We start from the raw sequence: 15,482 nt of genomic DNA on the forward strand, positions 1-15,482 counted from the left end.
GTGAACCGACTCCCGCTCCAGGCCGTCCTGTTCGACATGGACGGCACGCTCGTCGACACCGAGCGGCTGTGGTGGGAGGCGGTGGAGCAGGTCGCCGGACGGGCCCTGACCGAGGCCGACCGGCCCGAGGTGCTCGGCCGCCCGGTCGAGTACACGGCCGCCTGGCTGGCCGCGATCACGGGCACGGGGGCCGCGGACCTCGCCGACACCCTCCACCGGGAGTTCGCGGACCGCGTCCGCACCGGCATCGTGCCCCGCCCCGGCGCCCTCGCCCTGCTCGACGCCCTGGCCCGCGAAGGCGTCCCCACGGCTCTGGTGACCGCGTCGCCCAGGGCCGTCGCCGACACCGTGCTCGACGCGCTCGGCGCCGATCGTTTCGCGGTCTCCGTCACCGCCGACGACACGCCCCACACCAAGCCGGCCCCCGACCCCTACCTCGCCGCCTGCCGGGCGCTCGGCGTCGATCCGGCGGTCTGTGTGGCCGTGGAGGACACGGAGACCGGCGTCGCCTCGGCGGAAGCGGCGGGCTGCGCGGTGCTCGCGGTGCCCTCGCTCGCCCCCATAGAGGCCGCGCCCGGCCGGACCGTTCTGGCCAGCCTGGAGGGCGTCACCGTCGACAGGCTCCGCTCCCTGCTGCCGTACCGGCTCCGCGTGATGACCTGGAACCTCTGGTACGGCGGCACCAAGGTCCGCGACCACCGGGCCAAGCAGCTCAAGGTCATCGCGGAGACCGACGTGGACGTGATCGGGCTCCAGGAGACGTACGGCGGCGCCGCCGGGGAACTCGCCGAGGCGCTCGGCTGGCACCACCACAGCGCGGGACCGAACCTCGGCATCATCAGCCGGCTCCCGATCACGGCCGTGCTGGGCGACCCGGACGTCGCTTTTTACGGGGCCGCCGGTGCCCGGATCGCCGTAGGGGATCAGGAGGTCGAGGTCTGGACGGCCCACCTCGACGCCGAGCACTACGGGCCCTACGAGTCAGAGCCGCTCGCCCATGAGGACGTGCGGACCGGACAGATGCGGGACACCCTGAGCCGGATCTCGGGCGCGGCGCCCGTCGTCCTCGTCGGCGACTTCAACAGCCCCTCCCACCTGGATCGGCCGGACGTCGCATGGCCGGTGACCAAGGCGGCGGAGGAGGCGGGCCTGGGGGACTCCTTCCGGCAGGCCCGTCCCGATGCCGTACGGGACCCGGGCCACACCTGGTCGCCGGTGCACGCGCACCCGGAGCCGCAGGACCGGATCGACTTCGTCCTCCACCGCGGCCTGCGGGTTCTCCACTCCCGGACGTACGTCAGCGGCACCCCGCGGACCTGGCCGGACGTCGAGGACAACGACTGGCCGTCCGACCACGCCGCGGTGATCACCACATTTTCGCTGGGCAGCGGGCCCGGGACTGTCTAACATCGGTGCCATGACCTGGCGACATTGATCCACCAGCCGTGCCTCCCGAGGGCCGCCTCGGACGCCGTACCGACGACGTCCGAACCGCCCTTCCGGGAAGGCCTCATGACACTCTCACCCGCACGTGTGCCCGCGACCGGCGTCCGCCGGCTGACGACCACGCTGTACGGCTACGCGTTCCTCGACGACCTCGTCCTGCTCTATCCGGTGTACGCGCTGCTGTTCGCCGACACCGGCCTGCCGCTCTGGCAGATCTCCTCGCTGTTCGCCCTGTGGTCGGTCACGGCCGTCGTCCTCGAGGTGCCCTCCGGCGCCTGGGCCGACACCGTCTCGCGACGCAGGCTGCTGTGGATCGGCCCGCTGCTCACGGCCGTCGGCTTCACGCTGTGGGTGAGCGTCCCGTCGTACGGGGCCTTCGCGGTGGGCTTCATTCTGTGGGGTGCCGGAGGCGCGCTCGGGTCCGGTGCGCTGGAAGCCCTCGTGTACGACGAGCTGGAGCGGCTCGGGTCCGCCGAGCGGTATGCGCGCGTGATGGGGCGGACCCGGGCGGCCCGGCTGCTGGCGACGGTCGTGGCGATGGGTCTCGCCGGACCGGTCCTCGCGCTGGGCGGTTACGAGGCCGTGGGCGCGGCCAGTGTCCTGGCCTGTCTGCTGGCCGCGGTGACGGCGACCCGGCTGCCGGAACACCGGGTACCTGCCGAGAAGGGGAGCACGCGCTGGGCGGCGACCCTGCGGGCCGGGGCTGCCGAGGCCCGCGGGGACCGGGCCGTCCGGGGCGCTCTGCTGCTGGTCCCGGCCGTCGCCGCGGTGTGGGGCGCGCTCGACGAGTACGTCTCGCTGCTGATCCGCGACCTCGGCGTGGCCGACGAGACCGTGCCCTATCTGGTCCTGCTGGTCTGGGCGATCGTCACCGTCGGCAGCCTGTTCGCCGGGTCGGCCGAACGCCTGGGCACCCGGGGCCTCGCCGCCCTGATCGCGGGCGCCGCACTCGCCCTGACCGTGGGCGCCGGGGCCCGCACCCCTGCCGGCATCGTCCTCGTGGGCCTCGCCTTCGCGGGCTTCCAGCTGGCCGAGGTGCTCGCCGACGTCCGGCTCCAGCACCGCATCGACGACGCCCGCCGGGCCACGCTGACCTCGGTGGCGAGCCTGGGCACGGAACTGGTCACGGTCGCCGTGTTCGGTGTGTACACCCTGCTCGGGGCGTCCCTGGCGCACAGCACGGTGTTCGTGATCCTCTCGGTGCCGTATCTGGTGACGGCCCTGGTGCTGGGCAGGGCCGGCGGCGCGCGCAACGAATCGCCGGGGGACCGCCCGCGCACGCAATGAAACGCTTACCGGCGCGCAACGGCTCCTCCTTGTCCGCCCCGGTGAGCCGCCCGTACCGTCTAGGTGGCCCTCTCTGTGGCCCCCACTACCACCTTCCGCCCCGGTGAGGATCACGCATGCGCACCGCCCTGCTCCAGAGCTCCGGCCGCCCCGGCTCCGTCGAGGGGAACCTCAAGGTCCTCGACGAGGCCGCGGGCCGGGCCGCCGCCGCGGGCGCCGGGCTGCTGGCCGCGCCGGAGATGTTCCTCACCGGGTACGCGATCGGCGACGACATCGCCCGCCTCGCCGAACCGGCCGACGGCGACTCGGCGGACACGGTCGCGGAGATCGCCGAGCGGCACGGGATCGCGATCGCGTACGGCTATCCCGAACGAGCCGCCGACGCGGTCCACAACTCCGCCCAACTGATCTCCGCCGACGGTGTCCGCCTCGCGAACTACCGCAAGACCCACCTCTTCGGCTGCTTCGAGCGCGACCACTTCGAGCCCGGTGAACAGCCGGTGGTCCAGGCGGAGCTGGGCGGACTCACCGTCGGCCTCATGATCTGCTACGACGTCGAGTTCCCGGAGAACGTCCGCGCCCACGCCCTGGCCGGCACCGACCTCCTCCTCGTGCCGACGGCCCAGATGCACCCGTTCCAGTTCGTCGCCGAGTCCCTCGTGCCGGTGCGGGCCTGGGAGAGCCAGATGTACGTCGCCTACGTCAACCGGGTCGGCCAGGAAGGGGAGTTCGACTTCGTCGGGCTCTCCACGCTGGCCGGCCCCGACGGGGTGGCCCGGACCCGCGCCGGACGCGGCGAGGAGCTGGTGTTCGCCGACGCCGACCCCGCCCTGCTGGCGGCCTCCCGCGCGGCGAACCCGTATCTGACGGACCGCCGGCCCGGCCTCTACGGGTCCCTCGTCTGACGTCCGAACCACCCTCGTCGCTCCACCCTCATCGCTTCAAGGAGTCCGTACCCCATGACGTCCACCGTGCCCAACGCCGTCGAGCACGCAGACGAGCAGCAGCCGCCGATCACCATGTTCGGGCCGGACTTCCCGTACGCCTACGACGACTTCCTCGCCCACCCGGCGGGCCTCGGTCAGATACCGGCGACCGAGCACGGCACCGAGGTCGCCGTGATCGGCGGCGGTCTCTCCGGCATCGTGGCCGCGTACGAGCTGATGAAGATGGGCCTCAAGCCGGTGGTGTACGAGGCCGACCGGATCGGCGGGCGGCTGCGGACCGTCGGCTTCGAGGGCCAGGGCACCCAGGGACTCACCGCCGAGATGGGCGCGATGCGCTTCCCGCCCTCCTCGACGGCGCTCCAGCACTACATCGACCTCGTCGGTCTGGAGACCCGTCCCTTCCCCAACCCCCTTGCGGAGGCGACCCCTTCGACGGTCGTCGACCTCAAGGGCGAGTCCCACTACGCCGAGACGATCGCCGATCTCCCGCAGGTCTACCGCGATGTCGCCGCGGCCTGGAACAGGTGCCTCGAAGAGGGCGCCGACTTCACCGACATGAACCGGGCCCTGCGCGAGCGGGACGTGCCGCGCATCCGCGAGATCTGGGCACGGCTCGTCGAGAAGCTCGACAACCAGACCTTCTACGGCTTCCTCTGCGACTCCGAGGCGTTCAGGTCCTTCCGCCACCGCGAGATCTTCGGCCAGGTCGGCTTCGGCACCGGCGGCTGGGACACCGACTTCCCCAACTCCATCCTGGAGATCCTGCGCGTCGTCTACACCGAGGCCGACGACCACCACCGGGGGATCGTGGGGGGTTCACAGCAGCTGCCGCTCAGGCTCTGGGAGCGCGAGCCGGAGAAGATCGTGCACTGGGCCCAGGGCACCTCGCTCGCGACACTGCACCAGGGCGGCGAGCCCCGCCCGGCGGTCACCCGTCTGCACCGCACGGCCGGCAACCGGATCACCGTGACGGACGCGCAAGGAGACATCCGCACCTATGAGGCGGCGATCTTCACCGCCCAGTCCTGGATGCTGCTCTCCAAGATCGCCTGCGACGACTCGCTCTTCCCGATCGACCACTGGACGGCGATCGAGCGCACCCACTACATGGAGTCCTCCAAGCTCTTCGTGCCGGTCGACCGGCCCTTCTGGCTCGACAAGGACGAGGAGACCGGCCGGGACGTCATGTCGATGACGCTCACCGACCGTATGACGCGCGGGACCTACCTCCTCGACGACGGCCCGGACCGGCCCGCCGTCATCTGCCTCTCCTACACCTGGTGCGACGACAGCCTGAAGTGGCTCCCGCTGTCCGCGAACGAGCGGATGGAGGTCATGCTGAAGTCGCTCGGCGAGATCTATCCCAAGGTCGACATCAGGAAGCACGTCATCGGCAACCCGGTGACCGTCTCCTGGGAGAACGAGCCCTACTTCATGGGCGCGTTCAAGGCCAACCTGCCCGGCCACTACCGCTACCAGCGGCGCCTGTTCACGCACTTCATGCAGGACGGCCTGCCCGAGGACAAGCGGGGCATCTTCCTCGCAGGCGACGACATCTCCTGGACGGCCGGCTGGGCCGAGGGCGCGATACAGACCGCGCTGAACGCGGTCTGGGGCGTCATGCACCACTTCGGCGGCGAGACCGACGCGACCAACCCGGGTCCGGGGGACGTGTACGACGAGATCGCGCCGGTCGAACTCCCTGAGGACTAGACCCGGCGGCGCGTGCCGTCTCGTACGACTCGGCTGCGACGTCCCCGTCGGCGCTGCCACCCGGACCGGACGGGCGGCGGCCGAGGCGACCGGGTGCGTGGCGGCCCTCGTACCGCACCCGGTCCGGGCCCCACACGGCCCGGCAGACGTCGATGATCTCGTCCAGGACCCGGGCCCCCCGCCAGGAGGCCGGTGCCGAGTTCGGGCCGTCCGGTCGCCGCGTCGTTCAGTCCGGCAGCGGAGTGAGCAGCATGCGTCCCGCGAATCCCACCGCCGTGTCCAGGCGCCCGGTGAACTCCTCGGCCACGTCGGGCAGTCCGCGCAGCGCCCACAGGGCCCGTGCCGCGGTCCAGGTGGCCTCGCGGGCGCGCTCCAGGCTCCAGGAGCCGAGCAGATGGGTGAGCGGATCGGCGATCTGCAGGAGGTCGGGGCCCGGCATCAGATCTTCGCGGATGCGCTCCTCCAGCGAGACGAGGAGATCACCCACGCGGTCGAACTCGTCCTCCACGTCGGCTGGTTCGCAGTCGAGGCTACGACAGGTGTCCACGACGGCGAGCGCCAGGTCGTGGCCGATGTGCGCGTTGATGCCTGCTAGCGCGAACTGCAGTGGTCGTACGCCGGGATGACGGCGGAACTGGAACAGTGGCCGCCAGCAGGCCGGCGGACGACGTTCGCGGGCGGCCGCGTCCACCGCCGCGAGATAACGCTCGGCGAACCGCACGTCCAGCGTGATCGCGGCCCGGGCGTCCGGGAACCGGCCTGAGTCGACGCACCGGTCGACCGCCTCGGTGACGGCGAGGTAGACGCGGTTGAAGACCGCTACGCCGTCCCGGTCGGGCAGGTCCTCCTCCAGGGCGCGCATACGGGAGACGACCGCGTCGAGGGGAGTGGTGAACTGTTCCAATTGCGCCATAACGGCAGGGTCCCAGTCCTAGGCTGGCCGGGGTACCGGCGGGCCCGACGCTTCCCCAGAACGGGGGAACGTGCCCGCCGCGTGAGGGGGCGACAGGGTGTCAGGCCTACGTGCCCAGCGGCTGGCCGCGCGCCGGGCCGCACGCAGGCGCGCCATGGGCCGCGGCGTGATGGTCGCGGCGGCCTCCGTGGTGGTCGCCGTCGGCACCACGACCGGGATGCTCTCCGCGCTCGACGGCCGCGGCGGCTCCGACGAGGCGCGGCCGGGGCTCGTCAGTGGCTCACCGAACCCGGACTCGCTGCCCGTCGTACCGTCGGCGTCCGAGCCGGCCGTCCCCTCCGCCTCTGCCTCGCGCTCGGCGAAGGTGAGCACGTCCCCGTCTCCCAGGAAGGCGAGCCCCGGTTCCACGAAGGCCCGGACCACCACCGCCACCCGCCTCTACCGCTATCCCTCCTCCCAGGTGCTCGACTGGGTGCAGGACAACCCGCGCGACTGGCGTGCCGATGTCATAGAGTCCCGGATCGCCGACCGGCCGGCCGCCGTCTGGTTCGCCGACTACGCCCCGGCGACCATCACATCCAGGGTCCGCGCGGTCACTTCGGGCGGTGCCGCGCAGGACCGGGTCCCGGTGGTGGTGGCGTACGCGATCCCGGACCGTGACTGCGGCGGCGCCTCCCAGGGCGGGGCGCCGGACCTCGGGGCGTACGACGCCTGGATCGACAGGTTCGCCGCGGGGCTCGGCTCCGGCGAGGTCGTCGTGGTCCTGGAGCCCGACTCGATCGCCCAGTCGGAGTGCCTCTCGGCCGCTCAGAGGGCTGACCGCTTCGCCTCGCTGGCCCGCGCGGGCCGCGTCCTGAAGGCCGCGAACCCTGAGGCACGCGTCTACTACGACGCCGGTCACTCCGGCTGGCGTCCGGCGGCCGAGCAGGCGGCCCTGCTGAAGCAGGCGGGCGCCGCCTCGGCCGCCTCCTCCGACGGGATCTTCAGCAACGTCTCCAACTTCCACACCACGGCTGCCGAGACCGCCTACGACCGTCAGATCCTCGACGCCCTGGACGGACCGCCCGGCCTGGGCGCCGTCATCGACACCAGCCGCAACGGCAACGGTGCCCCGCCCGACGGCGAGTGGTGCGACCCGGCCGGCCGGAAGATCGGTCGGGCACCGACCATGGACACCGGCGAGCCGAAAATCGACGCCTACCTGTGGGTGAAGCTCCCGGGGGAATCGGACGGCTGCAAGGGCACACCGGGCACGTTCAGCCCGTCGTACGCCTATGACCTGGCCTCGCCCTAGAGCGACGGTTTCAGGACCGCCGTTCGGGCACTGCCGCGGCCGTGGGGCTCAGCTTCGGCCGGTCGCGGTCTCCGGCGCGCAGAACGCCCGCGAAGGCGACGAGGCCGCCGGCCAGGACGGTCACCAGGACGAAGGAGACCGTCAGGTTGGTGGCCTGGGCCACCCCGCCCAGCAGGCTCGGCGCGATGAGCCCCGAGGTGTAGGTGATGGTCGCGACGCCCGCGATCGCCTGGCTCGGATTGGGCCCGCTGCGCCCCGCCGCCGCGAAGCACAGCGGCACGACCACCGCGATGCCGAGACCCATCAGGGCGAAGCCGGTCATCGCCACCGCCGGATGGTCCGCGAGGACGATGAGCAGCCCGCCGCCGGCGGCCAGGACACCGCCCAGGCGGACCGTGCGGACCGACCCGAAGCGGTTGACCACGGCGTCCCCCACGATCCGGGCCACCGCCATGGTGAGCATGAAGCCGGTGGTGCAGGCGGCGGCGAGTCCCGCCGAGGAGTCCAGCCGGTCCTTGAGATAGACCGCCGACCAGTCCAGGCTCGCCCCCTCCGCGAACACCGCGCAGAAACCGACCGTACCGATCAACAGGGCCGACTTCGGGGGCAGCGCGAACCGGGGCGGCGGCTCCTCGTCCGCACCGGCCTGCACGTCGAGGACCCATTGGCAGGCCAGCACACCGAGCACGGTGAGGCAGGCCGTCGCCAGCGCGAAGTGCACACGCGCGTCCGCGTCCAGATGCGCGGCGAGCGTGCCGCCCGCCGAGCCGACAAGCGCACCCGCGCTCCACATGCCGTGCAACCCGGACATGATCGACTTGCCCAGCAGGTTCTCCACCTCGACGCCCAGCGCGTTCATGACCACGTCGGCCATACCGGCGCTCGCGCCGTACACGAACATCGCCAGGCACAACGTGTACAGGTTGGGCGCGAGCGCGGGCAGAACCAGGGACAGCGTCCACAGCACGATCAGCCCGCGCAGGGCCGCCCGGCTGCCGAAGCGGTGGCTGACCCGGGCGGCCAACGGCATCGCGCAGGAAGCGCCGAACGCCGTGAAGGCCAGGGCGAAGCCCAGTTGACCCGCGCCCACCGAGGCATGGTCCTGGATCCACGGCACCCGCGTCGCGAACGAACCGGTCACGGCCCCGTGCACGGCGAACACGGCGGCCACGGCGTACCGGGCCCGCCGTACCTCTGCCGACGCGTGCACCACATCGCTCATTGTCGGGCCCCTCCCCGGATCCGCGTCGTCCCGTGCTGCCGCCGTAAACTATCAGGAACCCTGCCTGATAGATAGCGCACTTTCGGCACTGCGGATCTGAGAGGATTCCCGGCATGCCCGCATCCCCGAGCACCGCCCGGGCCATCAACGACCGGCTCGCCCTGCGTCTGCTCCAGCAGCAAGGCCCGTTGACGGCAGGGCAGTTGAAGCAGCTCACCGGACTGTCCCGGCCGAGCGTCGCCGACCTCGTCGAGCGCCTCGCCGCCGCCGGACTGATCGACGTGGTCGGGGAGTCGGGGGAGCAGCGCCGCGGCCCCAACGCCAGGCTGTACGGCATCGTCGCCGACCAGGCCCACCTCGCGGCTCTCGACGTCCGTACCGAGGGTGTCTCCGTCGTCGTCTCCGACCTGCTGGGCCGGATGCTGGCCGAGGCGTCGGTGCCCATCGGAGGGGACACGGGGACCGGGCCCGCGGTCGAGCGGGCGGTCGCGCTGGTCGAACGGGCGGCGAAGGAGGCGGGGGTGCCGGAGCTCCACACCGTCGGCATCGGTGCCCCCGGCCTCATCGACCCGGCCACCGGCGAACTTCGCGACTCCGGCGGTCTGCCCGAATGGCACCGGCGACTGGTGCTGGCGTTGCAGGAGCGGCTCCCGCAGACGCGCATCCACGTCGAGAACGAGACCAACCTCGCGGCGCTGGCGGAACAGCGCGGGGGGGTGGCCCAGGACCGGGACACCTTCGTCCTGCTGTGGCTCGGCCACGGCACGGGCGCGGCGGTGGTCCTGGACGGCACCCTGCGCCGGGGAGCGTCGGGCGGCACCGGGGAGATCGGTTTCCTGCCGGTGCCGGGGACGGTGGGACTGCCGTCCGCGGTGGACTGTGAGGGGGGCTTCCACTCCCTCGCGGGGTCGGCGGCGATCGTGCGACTGGCGGAGCAGTACGGGCCGGCGGTCGAGGCGGACGGGCATGAGCCGCCGGCCGCGCGCGTGGTGCGGCAGGCGGTGGCCGGGGGCTCGGCGGACTTCCTCGACGCCCTCGCGGACCGGCTGGCCATAGGGGTCGCGTCGGTCGTGGCCGTTCTCGACCCGGGCTGCCTGGTCCTGGGCGGCGAGGTGGGCCGGGCCGGCGGGGCGGACCTCGCGGCACGGGTGGAGAGCCGGGTCCGCCGTATGTCACCTCTGGCCACGGAGGTGAGAGCGAGCGCGCTGGGCGGAGAAGCGGTCCTGCGAGGAGCCCTGCTCACGGCGAGAGACAGGGCTCAGGACGACTTGTTCGCGCCCCGTTAGGGTTGCGGGGCAGGTGGTCCAGTCGCCCAGGTGAAGACCCGGCGGCGGGCAAGGGCCGTCGTCACCGCCGCCGGGCCCGTCTCTACGGGTGTCCACGCAGGGCGACCCTAAAAAGGACTAGACCATTAGTCAATGGATCTGCGCCATCCGGCACTTGGGAGTGGGCGGGAAATGTCCATCGGTACTGTCTGTGAGCCACCCCACACGCTTCGCCCATAGGGACGTCGATCAGGCGTGGCACACTGGCTCTGTACCAGAAGCAGCGCACTCCGGGGTCGGTGAAAGTCCGAACCGGCGGTTACAGTCCGCGACCCGGCCGCTTCCAGCGGCCGGTTGACCAGGTGAAATTCCTGGACCGACGGTTAAAGTCCGGATGGGAGGCAGTGCGCGGCGGGCGGGCATTCGTGCGCGCCGCCGTATCGGTCCGTCCTTCGGGACGGGTGCGTCCGGCGTCGCCCCCGGTGTCCCTGCCCGTCCATTCTGTCGTCATCGACAGCCCCGGAGTCCGTGCCCAACGAGGCAGGGAGGACCCGGGACGTGTTCACCGGAATCGTCGAAGAGCTGGGCGAGATCACCGCCGTCGAGAACCTCGGCGACGCCTGTCGCTTCCGACTGCGCGGCCCTGTCGTCACCGAGGGCGCGAAACACGGAGACTCCATCGCCGTCAACGGCGTCTGCCTCACCGTCGTCGACCACGAGGGCGCCGAGTTCACCGCCGACGTCATGGCCGAGACCCTGGACCGATCGAGCCTCGGCGCCCTGGGTGTCGGCTCCCGCGTCAACCTCGAGCGTCCCACCGCCGTGGGTGCACGCCTCGGCGGGCACATCGTGCAGGGGCACGTGGACGGCACCGGCGAGGTCCTGGAGCGCAAGCCCTCCGAGAACTGGGAGATCATCAAGATCTCGCTGCCCGCGGACCTCACGCGCTATGTAGTGGAGAAGGGCTCCATCACGGTCGACGGCATCAGCCTCACCGTCGTGGACGCCGGTCCGGACTACTTCACCGTCAGCCTCATCCCCACCACCCTCGCCCTGACCACGCTCGGCCTCAAGCAGCCCGGCGCCCCGGTCAATCTCGAGGTCGACGTCGTCGCCAAGTACGTCGAGCGCCTGCTCGCGAGCGGTCAGGGGGCGGGGAAGTGAACTCCCTCAACACCGAGGCCTTCACCCTGTTCGGCCAGCACATCCTCTGGTCGGACATGATCGGCAACATCCTCGGTCTCATCGCCCTCGCCCTCGGCTGGCGGCGCAACCTGTGGAGCTGGCCGGTGCAGTTCGCCTCCGGCCTCATCCTCTTCGGCGCCTTCTACGGGCACCTGACCGGCAGCGCCGGCAAGCAGGCCGTCGTCATGGTCGTCGCCCTGTACGGCTGGTGGCAGTGGAACCGCAACAAGAGCAGGTCCGGGGACGGCCACATCGCCCCGCGCTTCGCCACCTGGCGCGAGCGGGCCGCCCTCGTCGGCTCCGCCGCAGTCGGCACCGTCGCGGTCGCCCTGCTCTTCAAGGCCTACCCGACCCTGTCCTGGGACCCCTGGCCGGACGCCTACATCTTCGTCGGCACCGTCGTCGCCATGTACGCCCAGGCCCGCGGCATGGTCGAGTTCTGGTTCGCCTGGCTCCTCGTCGACCTCGTCGGCGTCCCGCTGAACTTCGCCAACGGCTACGCCTTCTCCGGCTTCGTCTACGTCATCTACGGCGCGCTCGTCCTGTGGGGCATGCGCGACTGGTGGCTGCGCTCCCGTGAGTCCGAGCAGCCCGCCCTGGAAGGAGCGCCGGCATGACCGCCCGCCCGTCACCCACCACCGCCCTGAACGAGGCGCTTCGCGCCGCCCCTTCTGTCCCGCCCATTCTGTACAGCACCGACGGGTTCGAGGACTTCGCGCTGGACCCGGTCGAGCAGGCCATCGCCGACATCGCGGCCGGCCGCCCCATCGTGGTCGTCGACGACGAGGACCGCGAGAACGAGGGCGACCTGGTCGTCGCCGCCGAGAAGGTCACCCCCGAGATCGTCGCCTTCATGATGAGCGAGTGCCGCGGCCTGATCTGCGCCCCCATGGAGGGCGACGAACTGGACCGGCTCAAGCTGCCGCAGATGGTCGACGACAACACCGAGTCGATGAAGACCGCGTTCACCGTCTCCGTGGACGCATCCGGTGCTCACGGCGTGACCACCGGGATCTCGGCCTCCGACCGCGCGACCACGCTCCGGCTCCTCGCGGGCGGCGCCGCCGAGCCCACCGACTTCGTCCGGCCCGGCCACATCTTCCCGCTGCGCGCCAAGGACGGAGGCGTCCTCACCCGCAACGGCCACACCGAGGCCGCCGTCGACCTCGCCCGGCTCGCGGGACTGCGCCCGGCCGGAGCGATCGTCGAGATCGCCGGCGAGGACGGCCGCATGCTCCGGCTGCCCGAGCTGATCCCCTTCGCCCGCAAGCACGGCCTGACGATCATCTCCATCGAGGACCTGATCGCCTACCGCCGGACCAGCGAGCCCACGGTCCGCCGCGAGGCCGAGACCCGGCTGCCCACCGCCCACGGCACGTTCAGGGCGTACGGCTACCGCTCCACCGTCGACGGCGTCGAGCACGTCGCCCTGGTGCACGGCGAGATCGGCGACGGCGAGGACGTCCTGGTCCGCGTCCACTCCGAGTGCCTCACCGGCGACATCTTCGGCTCCCTGCGCTGCGACTGCGGCCCCCAGCTGGACGCCTCCCTGGAGCGCATCCAGGCCGAGGGCAGGGGAGTGGTGGTCTACCTGCGCGGCCACGAGGGGCGCGGCATCGGCCTGCTCTCCAAGCTGCGGGCGTACGAACTGCAGGAACAGGGCCACGACACCCTCGACGCCAACCTGGAACTCGGCCTGCCCGCCGACGCCCGCGACTACGGCGCCGGCGCGCAGATCCTGGAGGACCTCGGCGTCCACAGCCTGCGCCTGATGACCAACAACCCCGACAAGTCCGACGCCCTCCTGCGGCACGGACTCAAGGTCACGGGACGGGAGCCGATGCCCGTACAGGCGGGCGAGCACAACCTCCGCTACCTGCGCACCAAGCGGGACCGGATGGGCCACGACCTGCCCTGGCTGGACACCACCCCCGTGTCCACCTGCAGCAACCAGTAGCACAAGCACTTCGAGGAGACTGAAGAACGTGAGCGGCAAGGGCGCACCGGAGCTGTCCGTACGCAACGTGGGTGACCTGCGGGTCGCCGTCATCGCGGCGCAGTGGCACGAGAAGGTGATGGACGGACTGGTGGACGGCGCCCTGCGCGCCCTGCACGACCTGGGCATCGACGAGCCCACCCTGCTCCGGGTCCCCGGCAGCTGGGAGCTCCCGGTCGTCGCCAAGGTCCTCGCGGGCCGCGGCTACGACGCGATCGTCGCCCTCGGCGTCGTCATCCGCGGCGGCACCCCGCACTTCGAGTACGTGTGCCAGGGCGTCACCCAGGGCCTCACCCAGGTCTCGGTGGACACCGGCGTCCCCGTCGGGATGGGCGTCCTCACCTGCGACACCGAGGAGCAGGCCCTGGACCGCGCGGGCATCGAGGGCTCCAACGAGGACAAGGGGCACGAGGCGGTGACCGCCGCGGTGGCCACGGCGGCCACCCTCCGCTCAGTATCTGAACCATGGCGTTAGGTGGTGCGGGCTTACGCGTAAAGTGGGCGCCACCATGTCCAATAAGACGTTCGAGGAGCTGTTCACCGAGCTCCAGCACAAGGCCGCCAACGGCGATCCCGCCACTTCCCGCACCGCAGAGCTGGTCGGCAAGGGCGTCCATGCCATCGGCAAGAAGGTCGTCGAAGAGGCCGCCGAGGTCTGGATGGCCGCCGAGTACGAGGGCAAGGAGGCGGCCGCCGAGGAGATCTCGCAGCTGCTGTACCACGTCCAGGTGATGATGGTCGCGCGCGGGATCTCCCTCGACGACGTCTACGCCCACCTGTAAGCCACTCGCCGAAACAACCCCTGAGAGCAAAGGAAGCCGACCTCATGCTGCGCATCGCCGTCCCCAACAAGGGTTCCCTGTCAGGCCCCGCGGGGGAGATGCTGCATGAGGCCGGCTACCAGCAGCGCCGCGAGTCCAAGGAACTGCGGATCGTCGACCCGGTCAACGACGTGGAGTTCTTCTACCTCCGCCCCCGGGACATCGCGATCTACGTCTCCTCCGGCCAGCTCGACATCGGCATCACCGGCCGCGACCTGCTGATCGACTCCGGAGCCGACGCCGAGGAGATCCTCCCGCTCGGCTTCGCGCGCTCCACCTTCCGTTTCGCGTCCAAGCCCGGCGAGGCGAACGGCGTCGAGGACCTGAAGGGCAAGACGGTCGCCACCTCGTACGAGGGGATCGTCGCGGGGCACCTCGCCGACCACGGCATCGACGCCTCCGTCGTCCACCTCGACGGCGCCGTCGAGACCGCCATCGAGCTCGGGGTCGCCGAGGTCATCGCCGACGTCGTCGAGACCGGCACCAGCCTGCGCAACGCGGGCCTGGAGGTCTTCGGCGAGCCCATCATGAAGTCCGAGGCCGTCGTCATCCGCCGCACCGGCGCCGACGGCGAGGAGGCTGCCGAGTCGAAGGTTCAGCAGTTCCTGCGCCGCCTCCAGGGCGTCCTCGTGGCACGGACGTACGTGATGATGGACTACGACTGCCGCGTCGAGCAGCTCGAGAAGGCCGTCGCGCTCACCCCGGGCCTCGAGTCCCCGACCGTCTCCCCGCTGCACAACGAGGGCTGGGTCGCCGTCCGCGCGATGGTCCCCGCCAAGGAGGCGCAGCGGATCATGGACGACCTGTACGACATCGGCGCGCGGGCCATCCTGACGACGGCCATCCACGCCTGCCGTCTCTGAGGGGCGCACCGCAGATGTCCTCCGAACTGCCCACTCTTCCCGTCACGTTCCGGCCGAGCCGCACACGCGCGGTGCTGCTCACCGCGGGCGTCGCGATCTTCGTGACGATCACGGTGATCGCGCTGCTGCTCGAGGAGCTGGGACCCGGCGAGCGCCTGAGCTTCGTCTTCACGGCGGCCCTGCTCGCCGGTGTGCTGTTCCTGCTGGCCAGGGTGAAGGTCGTCGCCGACGAGTCCGGTGTCACCGTCCAGAACATCGCCGGCAGGCGGCGTCTGGAATGGGCCGAGATCATCCAGGTGAACCTCCGACCGGGCGATCCGTGGGTGTTTCTCAACCTCAGCGACGGCACCAGTCTGCCCGCCCTCGGCATCCAGCCGGGTATCGCGAAGCAGCAGGCCATCGCCGACGCGAAGGCCCTGCGTGCGCTCGCCGAGGCCCGCTCCACAGCCCGCTCCGACGAAGATCAGGGCTGACTCGGGGGCTTCCACCCTGCCGCAGTCGGCCATGTCTTGATTAATCTGTTGGCGGAG

15 protein-coding genes and 1 riboswitch are annotated in these 15,482 nt (G+C 71.4%); of the genes, 13 read left to right on the plus strand and 2 right to left on the minus strand.

Annotated elements, in window-relative coordinates; genetic code table 11:
* The 4 genes from RNB18_RS45395 to RNB18_RS45410 all read left to right on the plus strand — a co-directional run bounded on the left by RNB18_RS45395 (position 1) and on the right by RNB18_RS45410 (position 5,393).
* Entirely contained in the window at positions 1-1,407 is a 1,407-nt protein-coding gene (locus tag RNB18_RS45395) for an HAD-IA family hydrolase (RefSeq protein WP_311720004.1), read from the plus strand.
* Positions 1,408-1,512: 105 nt separating this feature from the next.
* Complete coding sequence (locus tag RNB18_RS45400) at positions 1,513-2,733, plus strand: MFS transporter (protein ID WP_311720005.1); 1,221 nt, start codon at positions 1,513-1,515, stop codon at positions 2,731-2,733.
* Positions 2,734-2,849: 116 nt separating this feature from the next.
* A complete protein-coding gene (locus RNB18_RS45405; RefSeq protein ID WP_311720007.1) occupies positions 2,850-3,638 on the plus strand; it encodes a carbon-nitrogen hydrolase family protein in 789 nt (262 codons plus the stop codon).
* A 54-nt stretch (positions 3,639-3,692) separates the two neighbouring features.
* On the plus strand, positions 3,693-5,393 hold the full coding sequence (locus RNB18_RS45410; RefSeq protein ID WP_311720009.1) for a flavin monoamine oxidase family protein: 1,701 nt from the start codon (positions 3,693-3,695) through the stop codon (positions 5,391-5,393).
* 226 nt (positions 5,394-5,619) lie between these two features.
* On the opposite strand, the gene RNB18_RS45415 is transcribed toward RNB18_RS45410, so the two are convergent.
* Positions 5,620-6,306: a DUF5995 family protein gene (locus RNB18_RS45415; protein ID WP_311720010.1), complete on the minus strand. Its 687-nt coding sequence runs from the start codon at positions 6,304-6,306 to the stop codon at positions 5,620-5,622.
* Between the two features lie 169 nt (positions 6,307-6,475).
* Between RNB18_RS45415 and RNB18_RS45420 the strand changes: the two genes are divergently transcribed.
* Positions 6,476-7,600: a glycoside hydrolase family 6 protein gene (locus tag RNB18_RS45420; protein ID WP_311720068.1), complete on the plus strand. Its 1,125-nt coding sequence runs from the start codon at positions 6,476-6,478 to the stop codon at positions 7,598-7,600.
* Between the two features lie 10 nt (positions 7,601-7,610).
* On the opposite strand, the gene RNB18_RS45425 is transcribed toward RNB18_RS45420, so the two are convergent.
* On the minus strand, positions 7,611-8,822 hold the full coding sequence (locus RNB18_RS45425) for an MFS transporter (protein ID WP_311720011.1): 1,212 nt from the start codon (positions 8,820-8,822) through the stop codon (positions 7,611-7,613).
* A gap of 113 nt (positions 8,823-8,935) precedes the next feature.
* On the opposite strand from RNB18_RS45425, the gene RNB18_RS45430 reads away from it, so the two are divergent.
* The 8 genes from RNB18_RS45430 (at position 8,936) to RNB18_RS45465 (ending at position 15,425) form a co-directional block, all read left to right on the plus strand.
* Positions 8,936-10,108 (plus strand): ROK family transcriptional regulator, encoded by a 1,173-nt coding sequence (locus RNB18_RS45430; protein ID WP_311720012.1) that lies wholly within the window; start codon positions 8,936-8,938, stop codon positions 10,106-10,108.
* Positions 10,109-10,368: 260 nt separating this feature from the next.
* Positions 10,369-10,499, plus strand: a riboswitch (FMN riboswitch).
* Positions 10,500-10,645: 146 nt separating this feature from the next.
* Entirely contained in the window at positions 10,646-11,251 is a 606-nt protein-coding gene (locus RNB18_RS45435) for a riboflavin synthase (RefSeq protein WP_311720013.1), read from the plus strand.
* On the plus strand, positions 11,248-11,889 hold the full coding sequence (pnuC, locus tag RNB18_RS45440) for a nicotinamide riboside transporter PnuC (RefSeq protein ID WP_311720014.1): 642 nt from the start codon (positions 11,248-11,250) through the stop codon (positions 11,887-11,889). Before RNB18_RS45435 ends, pnuC begins: the two co-directional genes overlap by 4 nt.
* Positions 11,886-13,229, plus strand: coding sequence for a bifunctional 3,4-dihydroxy-2-butanone-4-phosphate synthase/GTP cyclohydrolase II (locus RNB18_RS45445; protein ID WP_311720015.1), 1,344 nt, complete (start codon positions 11,886-11,888; stop codon positions 13,227-13,229). The genes pnuC and RNB18_RS45445 overlap by 4 nt, the downstream gene beginning before the upstream one ends.
* A 28-nt stretch (positions 13,230-13,257) precedes the next feature.
* The gene (gene ribH, locus RNB18_RS45450) at positions 13,258-13,743 is read left to right on the plus strand and encodes a 6,7-dimethyl-8-ribityllumazine synthase (RefSeq protein ID WP_057614122.1); all 486 of its coding nucleotides are present in this window, start codon (positions 13,258-13,260) and stop codon (positions 13,741-13,743) included.
* A 34-nt stretch (positions 13,744-13,777) separates the two neighbouring features.
* On the plus strand, positions 13,778-14,050 hold the full coding sequence (locus RNB18_RS45455; RefSeq protein WP_020117406.1) for a phosphoribosyl-ATP diphosphatase: 273 nt from the start codon (positions 13,778-13,780) through the stop codon (positions 14,048-14,050).
* Between the two features lie 44 nt (positions 14,051-14,094).
* The gene (gene hisG, locus RNB18_RS45460) at positions 14,095-14,952 is read left to right on the plus strand and encodes an ATP phosphoribosyltransferase (protein ID WP_057614121.1); all 858 of its coding nucleotides are present in this window, start codon (positions 14,095-14,097) and stop codon (positions 14,950-14,952) included.
* A gap of 14 nt (positions 14,953-14,966) precedes the next feature.
* Positions 14,967-15,425, plus strand: a complete 459-nt coding sequence (locus tag RNB18_RS45465) for a PH domain-containing protein (protein WP_311720017.1) — start codon at positions 14,967-14,969, stop codon at positions 15,423-15,425.
* Positions 15,426-15,482: the final 57 nt, after the last annotated feature.

This window comes from Streptomyces doebereineriae, assembly GCF_031845645.1.
Classification (GTDB): domain Bacteria; phylum Actinomycetota; class Actinomycetes; order Streptomycetales; family Streptomycetaceae; genus Streptomyces; species Streptomyces canus.

Bases quoted from the DNA above. Each gene is read 5' to 3' on its own strand.
- RNB18_RS45465 (WP_311720017.1), top strand. From the start codon at position 14,967: ATGTCCTCCGAACTGCCCACTCTTCCCGTCACGTTCCGGCCGAGCCGC.
- RNB18_RS45415 (WP_311720010.1), bottom strand. From the start codon at position 6,306: ATGGCGCAATTGGAACAGTTCACCACTCCCCTCGACGCGGTCGTCTCC.
- RNB18_RS45405 (WP_311720007.1), top strand. From the start codon at position 2,850: ATGCGCACCGCCCTGCTCCAGAGCTCCGGCCGCCCCGGCTCCGTCGAG.
- RNB18_RS45420 (WP_311720068.1), top strand. From the start codon at position 6,476: ATGGTCGCGGCGGCCTCCGTGGTGGTCGCCGTCGGCACCACGACCGGG.
- RNB18_RS45445 (WP_311720015.1), top strand. From the start codon at position 11,886: ATGACCGCCCGCCCGTCACCCACCACCGCCCTGAACGAGGCGCTTCGC.
- RNB18_RS45410 (WP_311720009.1), top strand. From the start codon at position 3,693: ATGACGTCCACCGTGCCCAACGCCGTCGAGCACGCAGACGAGCAGCAG.
- hisG (WP_057614121.1), top strand. From the start codon at position 14,095: ATGCTGCGCATCGCCGTCCCCAACAAGGGTTCCCTGTCAGGCCCCGCG.
- RNB18_RS45400 (WP_311720005.1), top strand. From the start codon at position 1,513: ATGACACTCTCACCCGCACGTGTGCCCGCGACCGGCGTCCGCCGGCTG.
- RNB18_RS45430 (WP_311720012.1), top strand. From the start codon at position 8,936: ATGCCCGCATCCCCGAGCACCGCCCGGGCCATCAACGACCGGCTCGCC.
- RNB18_RS45425 (WP_311720011.1), bottom strand. From the start codon at position 8,822: ATGAGCGATGTGGTGCACGCGTCGGCAGAGGTACGGCGGGCCCGGTAC.
- RNB18_RS45455 (WP_020117406.1), top strand. From the start codon at position 13,778: ATGTCCAATAAGACGTTCGAGGAGCTGTTCACCGAGCTCCAGCACAAG.